The following is a 13,375-nucleotide window of genomic DNA, read 5'->3' as shown; positions in this document are numbered from 1 at the left end:
CGCGTTACCGGCGCTCCGACCGGCTCGCGGCGCGCCGCTGCGCCCGGTTGCCGCCGTAATGCGGAGCGACCGGCGGACGTGCCTCGGCCTCGGCCCGGTCGTAGGCGTCGACGATGTCCGAAACCAAGCGGTGGCGGACCACGTCACTGCTGGTGAGCTCGGCGAAGTGGATGTCCTCGATTTCGCCGAGGATCTCGCTGGCCGCGCGCAGACCCGACCGCGCGCCGGTGGGCAGGTCGACCTGGGTGACGTCGCCGGTGACCACGATCTTCGAGCCGAACCCGAGCCGGGTGAGGAACATCTTCATCTGCTCGGCGGTGGTGTTCTGCGCCTCGTCGAGGATGATGAACGAGTCGTTGAGTGTCCTGCCGCGCATATACGCCAGCGGCGCGACCTCGATGACACCGGCCGCCATCAGCTTCGGAATGGCCTCCGGATCCATCATGTCGTGCAGCGCGTCGTAGAGCGGGCGCAGGTACGGGTCGATCTTCTCGTTCAGCGTGCCGGGCAGGAAGCCGAGCCGCTCGCCCGCCTCGACCGCGGGCCTGGTGAGGATAATCCGGTTGACCAGCTTGGATTGCAGCGCCTGGACCGCCTTGGCCATCGCCAGATAGGTCTTGCCGGTACCGGCGGGGCCGATGCCGAACACGATCGTGTTGGCGTCGATCGCGTCGACGTAGCGCTTCTGATTCAGCGTCTTGGGCCGGATGGTCCTGCCGCGCCGGGACAGGATGTCGAGGCTGAGCACCTCCGCAGGCGATTCGCTGGAGCCCTCGGTGAGCATCGATACGGTGTGGCGCACCGCCTCGGGAGTCACCACGCGATTGCGGCCGGTGAGCGCGACCAGCTGCTCGATGACACGCTCGGCGAGCGCGACGTCGGCCGCCTTGCCGGTGAGGGTGACGGAATTGCCTCGGACGTGGATGTCCGCGTCGAGCAGGGATTCGAGTTCACGCAGATTCTGGTCGGCTGAACCGAGGAACGGGAACACGGATTCGGGAGCGAGTTCGATACTCGAACGCACGGTGCGCGCTGCGGGACCCGAACCGGTGTCGCCGGCGCCGATGCCTGCCGCTGGGATGATCGGGTCGCCCATCTCGCCTTGTGCTCTCAAAAGTGGCTATAGCCTGCTTTCCGGTCTCGACTGCTGTGTTGAGAAAAGTTTAACGCGCCCCACCGACACCGCCCAGTGAATAAGCTGCTAACGGACTCCGGTGCTCACCGGATTCCCCCACGCCGCCGCGCCCAATCCTCGGTGAAATCACGGAAGCGCCGCACCGCGTCCGACGGCGTGGCGGCGGCAGGCCAGACCATCCCGACCGCGCGAGCCGCGCCCGCGTCGGCGAGCGGCACCGTCACCGGGCCGGACAGCGGGCCCGCCGACAGCCGGTCCTCCCGCGGCAGGATCGCCACCCCCAATCCGGCCGACACCAGCCCTGCCACGGTGACCAGATCGCTCGACTCGAACGCGATCCTGGGGCGGATATCCTCCGCGGCACACAACTCGTCGAAGATCCGCCGCATCCCGAACCCTCGGTGCATCGTGATGAACTCCGCGTCGGCAACCTCCGCGAGCCGGACCTGCCGCCGCCCGGCCATGCGATGCTCCGGCGGCAGCGCGAGGACCAATGGCTGCCGCAGCACCGCCCGCCAGCCGACGCCGGCGACGGCCGGACGAGGCGAGACGATGCCCAGATCCGCCGCACCGTCGAGCACACGCTCGGTTACCGCTTCGGCCGCGCCTTGCCACAGCGTGATCGTGATCCGGCCGGAGATCCGCCGAAACTCGCTGATCAGCTGCGGCACCAGCGAGGCGCCGAAGGAATGCTGGAAAGACAGCCGGACGACGCCTTCGGCCGGGTTCGCGCGATCGGCGACGGCCTGTTTCGCGGCGTCGAGCTCGGACTGGGCGCGACGCGCGTGTTCGTAATAGATCCGGCCGAACTCGTTGAGCGTGATGCGCTTGCCGCGCCGGTCGAACAGTTCGACGCCGACCCTGCGCTCCAACCGCGCCAGCATGCGCGACAGGGTCGGCTGGGCGATGTGCAGCCGCTCCGCCGCCGCGCCGACTCGTTCCAATTCGGCGAGTGTCGTGAACCACTCCAGATCCTCGCCCAGCATCTCCGGCCTCTCTATATGCGCGTGCCGCATCAACTTTATCATCATTATTCATTTCCGTTCCGAAGCGCGACTGGCGATCCTGGACGACAGGAGGAGCCATGACCACGACGCAGAGCACGGCGGCGACGGACGTCGCGCACGAACGCAGGATCACCACGGCACTGTTCGCGGCGGGTCTGACGACCTTCGCGTCCATGTACAGCGCTCAGGCCCTGCTGCCGAGCATCTCGACCGCGTTCGGCGCCACACCGGCGCTGGCAGCGCTGGCGGTGTCGCTCACCACCGGTTTCCTGGCGCTGGCGATCATCCCGGTGAGCGCGTTGTCGTCCCGTATCGGGCGGACCGAGGTCATGATCGGCTCCGCTGTCGCGTCGGCCGCGATCGGACTGCTGCTACCGATGAGCCCGTCACTGGAGATACTGCTCACCGGCCGAGCGCTCCAGGGGATAGCGCTGGCGGGCGTGCCCGCGGTGGCAATGGCCTACCTGGCGGAGGAGATCGGCGGCGATGGATTGGGCGCCGCGATGGGAATCTACGTGGCGGGCACCACGGTCGGAGGGCTGGCCGGGCGCTTGATTCCGGCGTTCACCCTGGACCTCGCGTCCTGGCGCTGGGCGCAGGCGGCGGCCTCGATCGCCGCGGCGGGCTGCACGGTGTGGTTCATCCGGTGGTTACCACCGTCTCGCGGGTTCGTTCCCCGGCCCGCCGGAATCCACACGGTGCTGGGTGATCTCGCGGGTCAGCTACGCCATCGGGGACTGCTCGCGCTGTTCGGATCGGCGTTCGTGCTCATGGGCGGGTTCGTCTCGATGTACAACTACCTCGGCTACCGGCTGACCACGGCGCCGTTCGGGTTGCCGGAAGCGCTGGCCGGACTGGTGTTCGTGCTGTACCTGGCCGGAACGGCGGCGTCGGCGATATCCGGGCGAGTGGCGGATCGGGTGGGTAGGCAGTGGGTGCTCGCGGCGTCGCTGGGCGTGATGGCGACCGGGCTGGCGGTCACGATCCCGGACCATCTCGGCAGCGTGATTCTCGGCGTATTGCTCTACACGGCGGGATTCTTCGGCGCGCATACCGCCGCCAGCGCATGGGTGGGCGCAATGGCCGAAGGCAATCGCGGCGCGGCGTCGTCGCTGTACCTGTTCGCGTATTACCTCGGCAGCGCGGTCATCGGCGGCACGGCGGGCATCGCCTACGCCCGCGCCGGGTGGCTCGGACTGACCAGCGGCATCGGTTTCCTATTGGTGATCGCGGCATTGCTGGTGTGTGTGTTGCTGGTTCATGCGCGCCGATCGGCTCTCCGCGCCGAGACGAGCCACACTGATCGCGATACGGGAGCGCTGCCCATTAATCGCTGATCTATCACCCGCGATGTCCAGCGGTCGCCGGACGGTACCGTGCTCCGATCCTCGAAGCACAGGCAGTCGACGCCCGCACAATGAGTGCTCGGCCCCCGCTGAGGGCCGACCCGAGCCCTCACCAGCGCGAGGTCAGAGCCCCCAGCGCACCGAGGGCGACCGCCGCCGCGGTGGACGTACGCAAAACCGTTGGGCCGAGCAGCGTTACGTTCGCACCCGCATCGGACAAGGCCGCCACTTCCGCATCGTCCAGCCCACCTTCGGGGCCGACCACGAGGACGATTTCGGCGGCGTCGGCGAAGGGCAGTTCGGTGAAGCGGGCGGTGCCGGATTCGTGCAGCGCCGCGACGATCGCGCCGTCCGCCTTCGCCTTCCGGACCAGCTCGAGCAGATCCTTGGTGCGATGCAGGGCGGCGACCTCGGGGATGTAGGCGCGGCGGGACTGGCGGGCGGCCGAACGAGCCGCGGCGCGCCACTTGTCGACCGCCTTGGCCGCCTTGCCTTCCCAGTTGGCGACACAGCGCGCCGCCTGCCACGGGATGACGGCGTCCGCGCCCGCCTCGGTCATCAACTCGACCGCGAGCTCCGAACGGTCGGATTTGGGCAACGCCTGGACAACGGTCACCAGCGGTGCCGGTGGGGCGAGCAGCACTCGGTTGCGCACCGTCAACTCGAGCCGATCGCGTTGCGCTGCAACGACTTCCGACTCGGCCAGCACACCGCGGCCATCGGAGAGGGTGATCGGCTCGCCGACCCGGATGCGGCGCACCGTGGCGGCATGCCTGCCCTCCGGGCCGTCGAGCACGGCGATCGCGCCCGGCTCGGGCACCTCGTCGAGGTAGAAGACGGTCGCGGCCACCTAGCGCCCGCTGAATGACGCGCGCAGCCGCGCGAACAACCCGCTGTTGTGCTCGGACTGCGCCGACATCACCTCGGCGCGCTCCCGATCGCGCATCCCCTTGAACTTGCGCAGCAGCTCGGTCTGCTTGCCGTCCAGCTTGGCCGGGATCACGATGTCCAGGTGCGCGAGCAGATCACCGCGCGCGCCCGAACGCAGGCGCGGCATGCCGTGACCGCGCAGCACCGAGATCTCCCCTGGCTGCGTGCCCGCCGGAATGGTCAGCTCGGTCGGGCCGTCCAGGATGGTGTCGATCACGACGGTGGTGCCCAGTGCCGCGTCGACCATCGGCACCCGGATGGTGCAGTGCAGGTCGTCGCCGTCGCGGACGAACACGTCGTGCGGCTGCTCCACGATCTCGACGTACAGGTCACCCGCGTGGCCGCCACCGGGACCGACCTCGCCCTGCGCGGCCAACCGCACGCGCATGCCGTTCGCGACGCCCGCCGGAATCGGCGCGGCGATCTCCCGCCGCGCCCGCACCCGGCCGTCACCGCCGCACTTCTGGCACGGGTCCGGGATGGTCTCACCGGCGCCGCGGCAGGTCGGGCACGGACGCGAGGTCAGCACCTGGCCGAGGAAGGAACGCTGCACGGACTGGACTTCACCTGCGCCGCCACAGGTTTCGCAGCGAACCGGCTTGGATTTGCCGTTCGTTCCCGCGCCCTGGCACAGGTCGCAGAGGATCGCGGTGTCCACGGTCAGGTGCTTGGTCACGCCGACCGCGCACTCGGCCAGGCTCAGCCGGGTGCGGATCAGCGAGTCCGCGCCCGGCTGGACGCGGCCGCGCGGCTTGCGCGCGCTCGTCGATCCGCTCATACCGCCGAAGAATGCCTCGAACACGTCGCCGAGCCCACCGAACCCCGCGCCGTTGAAGCCGGCACCACCGGCACCGGCGGATTCCAGCGGGTCACCGCCCATGTCGACGATGCGCCGCTTCTCCGGATCCGACAGCACCTCGTAGGCGGTCGACACTTCCTTGAACTTGGCCTGCGCCGCCTCGTCGGGGTTGACGTCGGGGTGGAGCTCACGCGCCAGCTTGCGGTATGCCCGCTTGAGTTCCTGGTCGGTCGCGTTCTTCGCGACGCCGAGCAGTCCGTAGTAGTCCCGTGCCACTTGAGTCTCTAGTCCTTGGTCGTTTCGACGGTGCCGCCGGTGCCCGCGCACGCGTTCACCGCGCGCCGACAACAGCATTAGTCTTGTGCACTCAACTTTATCCGGCCGAAAGGTCGAGCGTAGCAGTGGCGTGGGTGGCCGGTGTCACGTCAGCGCTCGGCCAGGACCTCACCGATATACCGGGCGACAGCCGCTACCGAGGCGATCGTCCCTGGGTAATCCATCCGGGTCGGTCCGAGCACGCCCATGCCGCCGAGCACCGCGCCCGCCGCGCCATAGCCGGTCGACACCACCGAGGTGCCGCGCATTTGCTCGACCTGCGTCTCCTCGCCGATCCGCACGGTGACCCGCCCCGGCTGCTGGGCCGCGGCGAGCAGCTTCAGCACGATCACCTGTTCCTCCAGCGCCTCCAGTACCGCACGCAGCGAGCCGGGGAAGCCGAAGTCGGCGGCATTGCGGGTGAGGTTGGCGGTGCCGCCGAGCACCAAGCGTTCCTCCGGATGCTCCACCAGCGTCTCCACCAGCACCGTGGACACCCGGACCAGCACGTCACGCAGGCGAACCGGAGCGTGCTCGGGCAGCTCCGCGACCGACGCCGAGGCCGCGGCCAGGCGCTTACCGTCCATAGCGCCGCCGAGCATGCCGCGCAGCGCGGCCAGATCCTCGTCATCGATCACCGCGCCGAGGTCCACCAGGCGCTGGTCGACGCGGCCGGTGTCGGTGATCACCACCAGCAGCAGCCGCGCCGGATTGAGCGCGACCACCTCGATGTGCCGGACCGTGGACGCCGACACCGTTGGGTACTGCACGACCGCGACCTGCCTGGTCAGCTGGGCCAGCAACCGGACACCGCGGCGCAACACGTCGTCGAGATCGACGCCGGACTCCAAGAACTCCATGATCGCCCTGCGCTCGGCCGGCGACAGCGGCTTCACCTCGGAGATCCGGTCCACGAACTGCCGATAGCCCTTGTCGGTGGGGATGCGCCCGGAACTCGTGTGCGGTTGCGTGATGTACCCCTCGGCCTCGAGCACCGCCATGTCGTTGCGCACCGTCGCGCTGGAAACACCCAGGTTATGCCGCTCGACCAGGGACTTCGACCCGATCGGCTCCTTGGTCGCGACATAGTCCGCGACGATCGCGCGCAGGACCTCGAAGCGCCGATCCTCGGTGCTCGACATCGGCCCCACCTCCTCGCTTTCGTCTCCGGTCGCGCCGTACTACCGGCGCCCACCAGCCATTTCAGGCGAATTCCCGGTTCGTCTGTTTGTCCAGTCTAATTGCCGGCAGCCGGATCGCTCGTCTGCGCGGGCTCCCCGTCGCCCGGACGCTGACCAGCCCCACCGGCACCTGATCCGAACGCGGACGAGCGGGACCTGACCGTGACGGATGGTCAGATCCCGCTCGGCGGGGGCGATCAGCGGGGTATGGCGGCGATCACCGCGGGCAGTACAGCCTCGCGCAGTGGATCATCAGTCAGCGGTTGGAACAGGTGCGCGCCGATCCGACCAAGCCCGAGCACAGGCACCGGTCAATCTCGATGATGGCTCGACCCTGGGGTTTTCGCGACCCGTCCCCGCTCTCGCCGCGGGAATGGCGCAGGGGTACGCCGACCGCGGACGAGCAGTAGTGAATCAGCCGCGATCCGCGGCTCTGGCCTGCTTGCCCGCGCGGGCGTCCAGGCCGAGCATCGCCAGTAAGGACTGGCAATCGGAGGCGTCCTCCGCGTAACTGGCTACGGTGCGGGCGGCGACGGCGCACTGCCGCGCGTTCTCCGCTTTCTCGGCTGCCCGCGCTTCCGCGAACTCGCCTGGTTCATGGACAAGAGTGATGTGTCGTGCCGACGCCATGAGTCTCCTTGGGGTTGGGTCGCAGCCTACGTTGCCGATCGCCGCCGCGGGGTGGAAACCGGACGGGGAGTTCGCCGAATCCCCGAATCTCCGACCAGGAGTCGGACCGGGCTCGTGCGGAGCACCATCACATGCCATATCGCCTGTGTGCGTTCCCAATACGGACGTCTGCGGTGACCCGCTGCCCAGTTACCCCCAGCGCAAAGGGAACCCGTCGTAATCGCGGTGCGGCCCTGGTCGGGGTGCTGATGCCGTTCAGGCGAGCAGGTCACGGACCACCCCGTCGGCAAGGAGGCGGCCCCGGTCGGTGAGGACGAGACGATCGTCGGTGCGGAGGGCGAGACCATCGGCTATCACGTGGTCGACGGCGGGGATGACGCTGGGGGCCAGATCGGCCAGGGGCAGGCCGGTGCGCAGGCGAACCGCGAGCATGATCCGCTCGGTGTACCGCTCGTCGTCGGTGAGCGCTTCCCAGCCTGCCGCGGGCAAGCCGCCCGCGCCGACCCGATCGGCGTACCGCGCCGGGTGTTTCACGTTCCACCAGCGCACTCCCCCGACATGGCTGTGCGCGCCCGGTCCCGCGCCGAGCCAGTCGCCACCGTCCCAGTAGCCGATGTTGTGCCGGCAGATCGCGTCGGCGTTCGCCGCCCAGTTCGACACCTCGTACCACTCGAGTCCGGCCGCGCGCAGCCTGGTGTCGATGCGTTCGTAGCGCGCGGCGAGCACGTCGTCGTCGGGTGCGGGCAGTTCGCCGCGACGCACCCGGCGGGCCAGCGCGGTGCCGTCCTCCACGATCAGCGAGTAGGCCGAGACGTGGTCGACACCCGCGCCGAGCACCGCATCCAGGCTGGCGTCGAGATCGGCGTCGCGCTCGCCGGGCGTCCCGTAGATCAGATCGAGATTGACGTGCTCGAATCCGGCGGCGCGCGCCTCCCGGGCGGCGGCCACCGCACGCCCCGGGGTGTGTGTGCGGTCGAGCACCTTCAGCACGTGCGCCGCGGCGGACTGCATGCCCAGCGACACCCGGGTGAACCCGGCCTCGCGGATGCGCGCGAAGAATTCCGGTGCGGTGGATTCGGGATTGGACTCCGTGGTGACCTCGGCGCCGGCGGCGAGGGTGAACTCGCCCCGCACGGCATCCAATACCGCGGCCAGCCCGTCACCGCCCAGTAGCGAGGGCGTCCCTCCGCCGACGAACACGGTGGACACCTCCGGTGTGGCGGTCGGCAACGCCGCGAACTCCCGCGCCGCGGTGGCCAGCTCGGCGCGCAACGCCTCGAGCCACGACTGCGGCGACGCCGACGTGCCGAGCTCGCCCGCCGTGTAGGTGTTGAAGTCACAGTATCCGCACCGCGTCGCACAGAACGGGACGTGCACGTACACCCCGAACGGTCCCCCTCCGAAATCGCGCAGCAAGGGCGCGGAGGTGGGGGCGCTGCGGGGCGCGGTGGCGGAAGAACTCACGTGTCCAGTGTGAACGTCGCCGTGTCGGGCCCGACACCCGGGACACCGGCGGCGGGGCCGGGCCGGACCAACTCGTCCTTGCTGTTCCCAGCTCCGGCCACCGAGCGGCCGCGCCGCCGGATGCGGGTCGATGTACGCGCCGCGGCGGAAAACACCTCGCGAGTAGACCGGCACCTCCGGTAAGCCGGCGGCGCTTTCTACGCCGCCCACTGGCCGCGCTGATTACATCGCGCGGCCACCCCGCAAACGGCTCAGTCCGCCACGACCGGGGTGTTCTGGTTGGCGGTGAGCAGCCAGCGGCCGTCCTCCTTGGACATCACGTACATCGGCGAGCCCTCGCTGTCCAGGGCGCCGTCGTTGGTGAAGTAACGCTGGCGCACCTTCACCGCCGCCACGTCGGGGCGGATGAACAGGACGTTCTCGACCTCGTAGGTCGCCTTGCCGTGCGCGGTGGCCCCCGGCAGCACCTTGGCGGTGAACTCGGCGATGGCCGCGCGGCCGTAGAGCCGCTTGCCGTGCCCGGTGGTCCAGATGGCGTCCGCCCGGAACAGCGCGACGAACTCGTCGACCAGCTCGTTGTGCTGGGCGTGTTCGACGGCGGCGACCACCGCGCGGATGGCTTCGATCTCGGCGGCGGTGTCGATGGCTGCTGTACTCATGGCGAACAGCCTGCTACCTCGACCTGACTCGAGGTCAAACGGCGTGCGTGGCATCACAGCGGAAAACCGGACGTATCACACGCCGTGATGCAGCCGCGAACTATGACTGCCGTCACAAACGAGGTCGAGCGTCCAGGGGATTTCCCGCGATATCGCGGAAAATGCTGCCATGGGGGTCGGAGGGCCCGCGCTGACGTGGCACAATGGGCCGCATGCGCGCTTCGGGAGTACGACTGGTGGCACGTCGCCACGTCGATTACAAGCGCGTCTGTAGCGCCTGCTGTCTGCCCGGTTCCCTCCGGTAGCTCAGCGGCGCCCGATCCCGGGTCCCCGGCGATCCCCGACTTCCTCGGCCCGCTGACACCGTAGGCGTGAGTCAGCCCCTCGCGCCCTCAGCAGGATGTACCACCCACCCCGCAGGAGCGACCCCATGACGTCGAGCACCGACGCCGGTCCGACCGATCAGCCCACGCCCGAATCCCGGCCGGGGCAACACACGCGCCCCGAACGCCCCGCCTCGGAACGCCGCGTCCGCCCGGACCGCCCGCGCCGCGAGGCGCCCGCGGGGCCGCGCGTCCGCACCGGCAAGCCCGTGCGCCGCAAGGCCGAGGGCCAGTGGGCGCTGGGTTACCGCGAGCCGCTGAACCCGAACGAACAGTCCAAGAAGGACGACAACCCGCTCAACGTCCGCGCCCGGATCGAGAACATCTACTCGAAGACCGGATTCGACGGCATCGACAAGGGCGACCTGCGTGGCCGGTTCCGCTGGTGGGGCCTCTACACCCAGCGCGAGCAGGGCTACGACGGCAGCTGGACCGGCGACGAGAACATCGACATCCTCGAAGCCAAGTACTTCATGATGCGCATCCGCTGCGACGCGGGCGCGCTGAACGTCGCGCAGTTGCGCACGCTGGGTCAGATCTCCACCGAGTTCGCCCGCGACACCGCCGACCTCTCCGACCGCGAGAACGTGCAGTACCACTGGATCGAGGTGGAGAACGTTCCCGAGATCTGGAAGCGGATCGAGGCGGTCGGCCTGAAGACCACCGAGGCGTGCGGCGACTGCCCGCGCGTGGTGCTCGGTTCCCCGCTGGCGGGGGAGTCGCTGAGCGAGATCATCGACCCGACACCGGCTATCGATGAGATCGTGCGCCGCTACATCGGCAAGAAGGAGTACTCCAACCTGCCGCGCAAGTTCAAGACCGCGATCTCCGGCCAGCAGGACGTGGTGCACGAGATCAACGACGTCGCGTTCGTCGGCGTGGTGCATCCCGAGCACGGGCCCGGTCTTGACCTGTGGGTCGGCGGCGGCCTGTCCACCAATCCGATGCTGGCGCAGCGGGTGGGCGTGTGGGTGCCGCTGGACGAGGTTCCCGACGTGTGGGAAGGCGTGGTCGCGCTGTTCCGCGACTACGGCTACCGCCGCCTGCGCACCAAGGCCAGGCTGAAGTTCCTGGTCAAGGATTGGGGCATCGAGAAGTTCCGTCAGGTGCTCGAAGACGAGTACCTGAAGCGCAAGCTGATCGACGGCCCCGCGCCGGAGCAGCCGACCAAGCCGATCGACCACGTCGGCGTCCAGCGGCTGCGCAACGGGCTCAACGCCGTCGGCTTCTCCCCCATCGCGGGCCGGGTGTCGGGCACCATCCTGACCAAGGTCGCCGACGCGGTGGAGCGGATCGGCTCCGACCGCATCCGGTCCACCCCGTACCAGAAACTGATCGTGCTCGATGTTCCCGACGACAAGGTCGATGCGCTGATCGACGAGCTGGAACCGCTCGGCCTGCAAGCCCGCCCCTCGCTGTGGCGGCGCAACCTGATGGCCTGCTCCGGCATCGAGTTCTGCAAGCTGTCCTTCGCCGAGACGCGCAAGCGTTCCCAGGCGCTGGTGCCGGAGCTGGAGGAGCGGCTGGCGGATATCAACGCGCAGCTGGACGTTCCGATCACCATCAACATCAACGGCTGCCCGAATTCCTGCGCCCGCTCGCAGATCGCTGACATCGGCTTCAAAGGCCAGCTGGTCGACGACGGCAACGGGAATCAGGTGGAGGGTTTCCAGGTTCACCTCGGTGGCAGCCTCGGCTTCGACAGCGCCTTCGGACGCAAACTGCGTCAGCACAAGGTGACCACCGGCGAGCTCGGCGACTACATCGAGCGAGTGGTGCGCAACTTCGTCAAACAGCGCGAGGACGGCGAACGATTCGCGCAGTGGGCGGTACGCGCCGACGAGGCCGACCTGAGATGAGTGTCGACGGGAGATCAACTGTGACAACCGAACTCGCGCAAAAACTGTCCGAGGACGAGCTCCGCGCCATCGCCGATCGCGGTGCGGCCGAACTCGACGGCGCCTCGGCCACCGAACTGCTGCGGTGGACCGAGGACACCTTCGGCTCGGGCTACATCGTGGCCTCCAACATGCAGGACGCGGTGCTGGTGCATCTGGCATCCCAAGTGCGCTCTGGCGTGGACGTGCTGTTCCTGGACACCGGCTACCACTTCGCCGAGACCATCGGCACCCGCGACGCGGTGGAGGCGGTGTACGGGGTGAACGTGATCAACGTCCGGCCGGAGCACACTGTCGCCGAACAGGATCAGCTGCTCGGCAAGGATCTGTTCGCCCGCCAACCGAACGAGTGCTGCCGGTTGCGCAAGGTCGTCCCGCTGCAGAAGTCGCTCGCCGGATACAACGCCTGGGTCACCGGCATCCGCCGGGTGGAGGCGCCGACGCGGGCCAACGCGCCGCTCATCTCGTTCGACGAGGCGTTCGGACTGGTGAAGATCAACCCGATCGCGCCGTGGTCCGACGACGAGATGCAGGACTACATCTCCACACACGGCATCCTCGTCAATCCCCTGGTGGAGGAAGGGTATCCGTCCATCGGCTGCGCTCCGTGCACACGGAAGCCGGAGCCGGGATCAGATCCGCGAAGCGGCCGTTGGGCCGGCCTCGCCAAGACCGAATGCGGGTTGCATCAATCATGACCGAAACGATTCGTAGCGAACGTTCGCTCGGCATCAGCGATTTCGACACGCTCGCCGCGCTGGAGTCCGAGTCGATCCACATCTTCCGCGAGGTGGCGGGCGAATTCGAGCGGCCGGTGATCCTGTTCTCCGGCGGCAAGGATTCGACCGTGCTGCTGCACTTGGCGCTCAAGGCGTTCTGGCCCGCGCCGCTGCCGTTCGCGCTGCTGCACGTGGACACCGGGCACAACCTGCCCGAGGTGCTGGAGTTCCGGGACAAGGTCGTCGAGCGCTACGGCCTGCGCCTGCACGTGGCCAAGGTGGAGGACTACCTCGCCGACGGCCGCCTCACCGAGCGCCCCGACGGAATCCGCAACCCGCTGCAGACCATCCCGCTGCTGGACGCGATCAGCGAGAACCGGTTCGACGCCGTGTTCGGCGGCGGCCGCCGCGATGAGGAACGCTCGCGCGCCAAGGAGCGGATCTTCTCGCTGCGCAACGCATTCGGGCAGTGGGACCCGAAGCGTCAGCGTCCAGAGCTGTGGAACTTGTACAACGGGCGCCACGCGCCGGGCGAGCACGTGCGCGTGTTCCCGCTGAGCAACTGGACCGAGCTGGACATCTGGCGCTACATCGCCCGCGAGGACATCGATCTGGCGAGCATCTACTACACGCACGAGCGTCCGGTGTACCTGCGCGACGGAATGTGGATGACGCCCGGCGTGTGGGGCGGCCCACGCGAGGGCGAGGCGCTGGAGACCCGCTCGGTGCGCTACCGCACCGTCGGCGACGGATCCTCCACCGGCGCCATCCTTTCCGACGCGGCCGACAACGAGGCGATCCTCGCCGAAGTCGCCGCGTCCCGACTGACCGAACGCGGTGCGACCCGCGGTGACGACCGGGTTTCCGAGGCCGCGATGGAAGACCGCAAGCGAGAGGGTTATTTCTGAT

At 68.8% G+C, this 13,375-nt stretch carries 13 protein-coding genes; 5 read left to right on the top strand and 8 right to left on the bottom strand.

All coding sequences use genetic code 11. The features are described from left to right. Positions 1–4: 4 nt before the first annotated feature. Both AB0M45_RS14440 and AB0M45_RS14435 read right to left on the bottom strand, forming a co-directional pair. Positions 5–1,096, bottom strand: a complete 1,092-nt coding sequence (locus AB0M45_RS14440; RefSeq protein ID WP_364327758.1) for a PhoH family protein — start codon at positions 1,094–1,096, stop codon at positions 5–7. 122 nt (positions 1,097–1,218) lie between these two features. Next, positions 1,219–2,121 carry a LysR family transcriptional regulator gene (locus AB0M45_RS14435; RefSeq protein ID WP_364328000.1) on the bottom strand — a complete coding sequence of 301 codons (903 nt, stop codon included), beginning with the start codon at positions 2,119–2,121 and terminating at the stop codon, positions 1,219–1,221. 98 nt (positions 2,122–2,219) lie between these two features. On the opposite strand from AB0M45_RS14435, the gene AB0M45_RS14430 reads away from it, so the two are divergent. Then, positions 2,220–3,479: an MFS transporter gene (locus AB0M45_RS14430; protein WP_364327755.1), complete on the top strand. Its 1,260-nt coding sequence runs from the start codon at positions 2,220–2,222 to the stop codon at positions 3,477–3,479. Between the two features lie 118 nt (positions 3,480–3,597). Here the strand turns inward: AB0M45_RS14430 and AB0M45_RS14425 are convergent, their stop codons facing one another. The 6 genes from AB0M45_RS14425 to AB0M45_RS14400 all read right to left on the bottom strand — a co-directional run bounded on the left by AB0M45_RS14425 (position 3,598) and on the right by AB0M45_RS14400 (position 9,466). Then, positions 3,598–4,338, bottom strand: a complete 741-nt coding sequence (locus AB0M45_RS14425) for a 16S rRNA (uracil(1498)-N(3))-methyltransferase (protein ID WP_364327752.1) — start codon at positions 4,336–4,338, stop codon at positions 3,598–3,600. After that, the gene (gene dnaJ / locus AB0M45_RS14420) at positions 4,339–5,493 is read right to left on the bottom strand and encodes a molecular chaperone DnaJ (RefSeq protein WP_364327749.1); all 1,155 of its coding nucleotides are present in this window, start codon (positions 5,491–5,493) and stop codon (positions 4,339–4,341) included. 149 nt (positions 5,494–5,642) lie between these two features. Further along, complete coding sequence (gene hrcA, locus AB0M45_RS14415) at positions 5,643–6,674, bottom strand: heat-inducible transcriptional repressor HrcA (protein ID WP_364327746.1); 1,032 nt, start codon at positions 6,672–6,674, stop codon at positions 5,643–5,645. A 453-nt stretch (positions 6,675–7,127) separates the two neighbouring features. Beyond that, entirely contained in the window at positions 7,128–7,343 is a 216-nt protein-coding gene (locus AB0M45_RS14410) for a hypothetical protein (RefSeq protein ID WP_364327743.1), read from the bottom strand. Positions 7,344–7,598: 255 nt separating this feature from the next. Further along, positions 7,599–8,759 carry a radical SAM family heme chaperone HemW gene (gene hemW / locus AB0M45_RS14405; protein ID WP_364327997.1) on the bottom strand — a complete coding sequence of 387 codons (1,161 nt, stop codon included), beginning with the start codon at positions 8,757–8,759 and terminating at the stop codon, positions 7,599–7,601. Between the two features lie 299 nt (positions 8,760–9,058). Then, complete coding sequence (locus AB0M45_RS14400; protein WP_364327740.1) at positions 9,059–9,466, bottom strand: SgcJ/EcaC family oxidoreductase; 408 nt, start codon at positions 9,464–9,466, stop codon at positions 9,059–9,061. Between the two features lie 203 nt (positions 9,467–9,669). Between AB0M45_RS14400 and AB0M45_RS14395 the strand changes: the two genes are divergently transcribed. The 4 genes from AB0M45_RS14395 (at position 9,670) to cysD (ending at position 13,374) form a co-directional block, all read left to right on the top strand. After that, positions 9,670–9,771, top strand: coding sequence for an Ms4527A family Cys-rich leader peptide (locus AB0M45_RS14395; RefSeq protein ID WP_364327737.1), 102 nt, complete (start codon positions 9,670–9,672; stop codon positions 9,769–9,771). Positions 9,772–9,896: 125 nt separating this feature from the next. Further along, entirely contained in the window at positions 9,897–11,708 is a 1,812-nt protein-coding gene (locus tag AB0M45_RS14390; protein WP_364327734.1) for a nitrite/sulfite reductase, read from the top strand. Between the two features lie 20 nt (positions 11,709–11,728). Beyond that, positions 11,729–12,445 (top strand): phosphoadenylyl-sulfate reductase, encoded by a 717-nt coding sequence (locus tag AB0M45_RS14385; RefSeq protein WP_364327731.1) that lies wholly within the window; start codon positions 11,729–11,731, stop codon positions 12,443–12,445. Next, on the top strand, positions 12,442–13,374 hold the full coding sequence (gene cysD / locus AB0M45_RS14380; RefSeq protein WP_364327729.1) for a sulfate adenylyltransferase subunit CysD: 933 nt from the start codon (positions 12,442–12,444) through the stop codon (positions 13,372–13,374). Before AB0M45_RS14385 ends, cysD begins: the two co-directional genes overlap by 4 nt. Position 13,375: the final 1 nt, after the last annotated feature.

The organism is Nocardia sp. NPDC051787, from assembly GCF_040681325.1.
GTDB lineage: Bacteria > Actinomycetota > Actinomycetes > Mycobacteriales > Mycobacteriaceae > Nocardia.
Note: the sequence above shows the minus strand (reverse complement) of the source record. Positions and strands in the feature narration are given on the sequence as shown.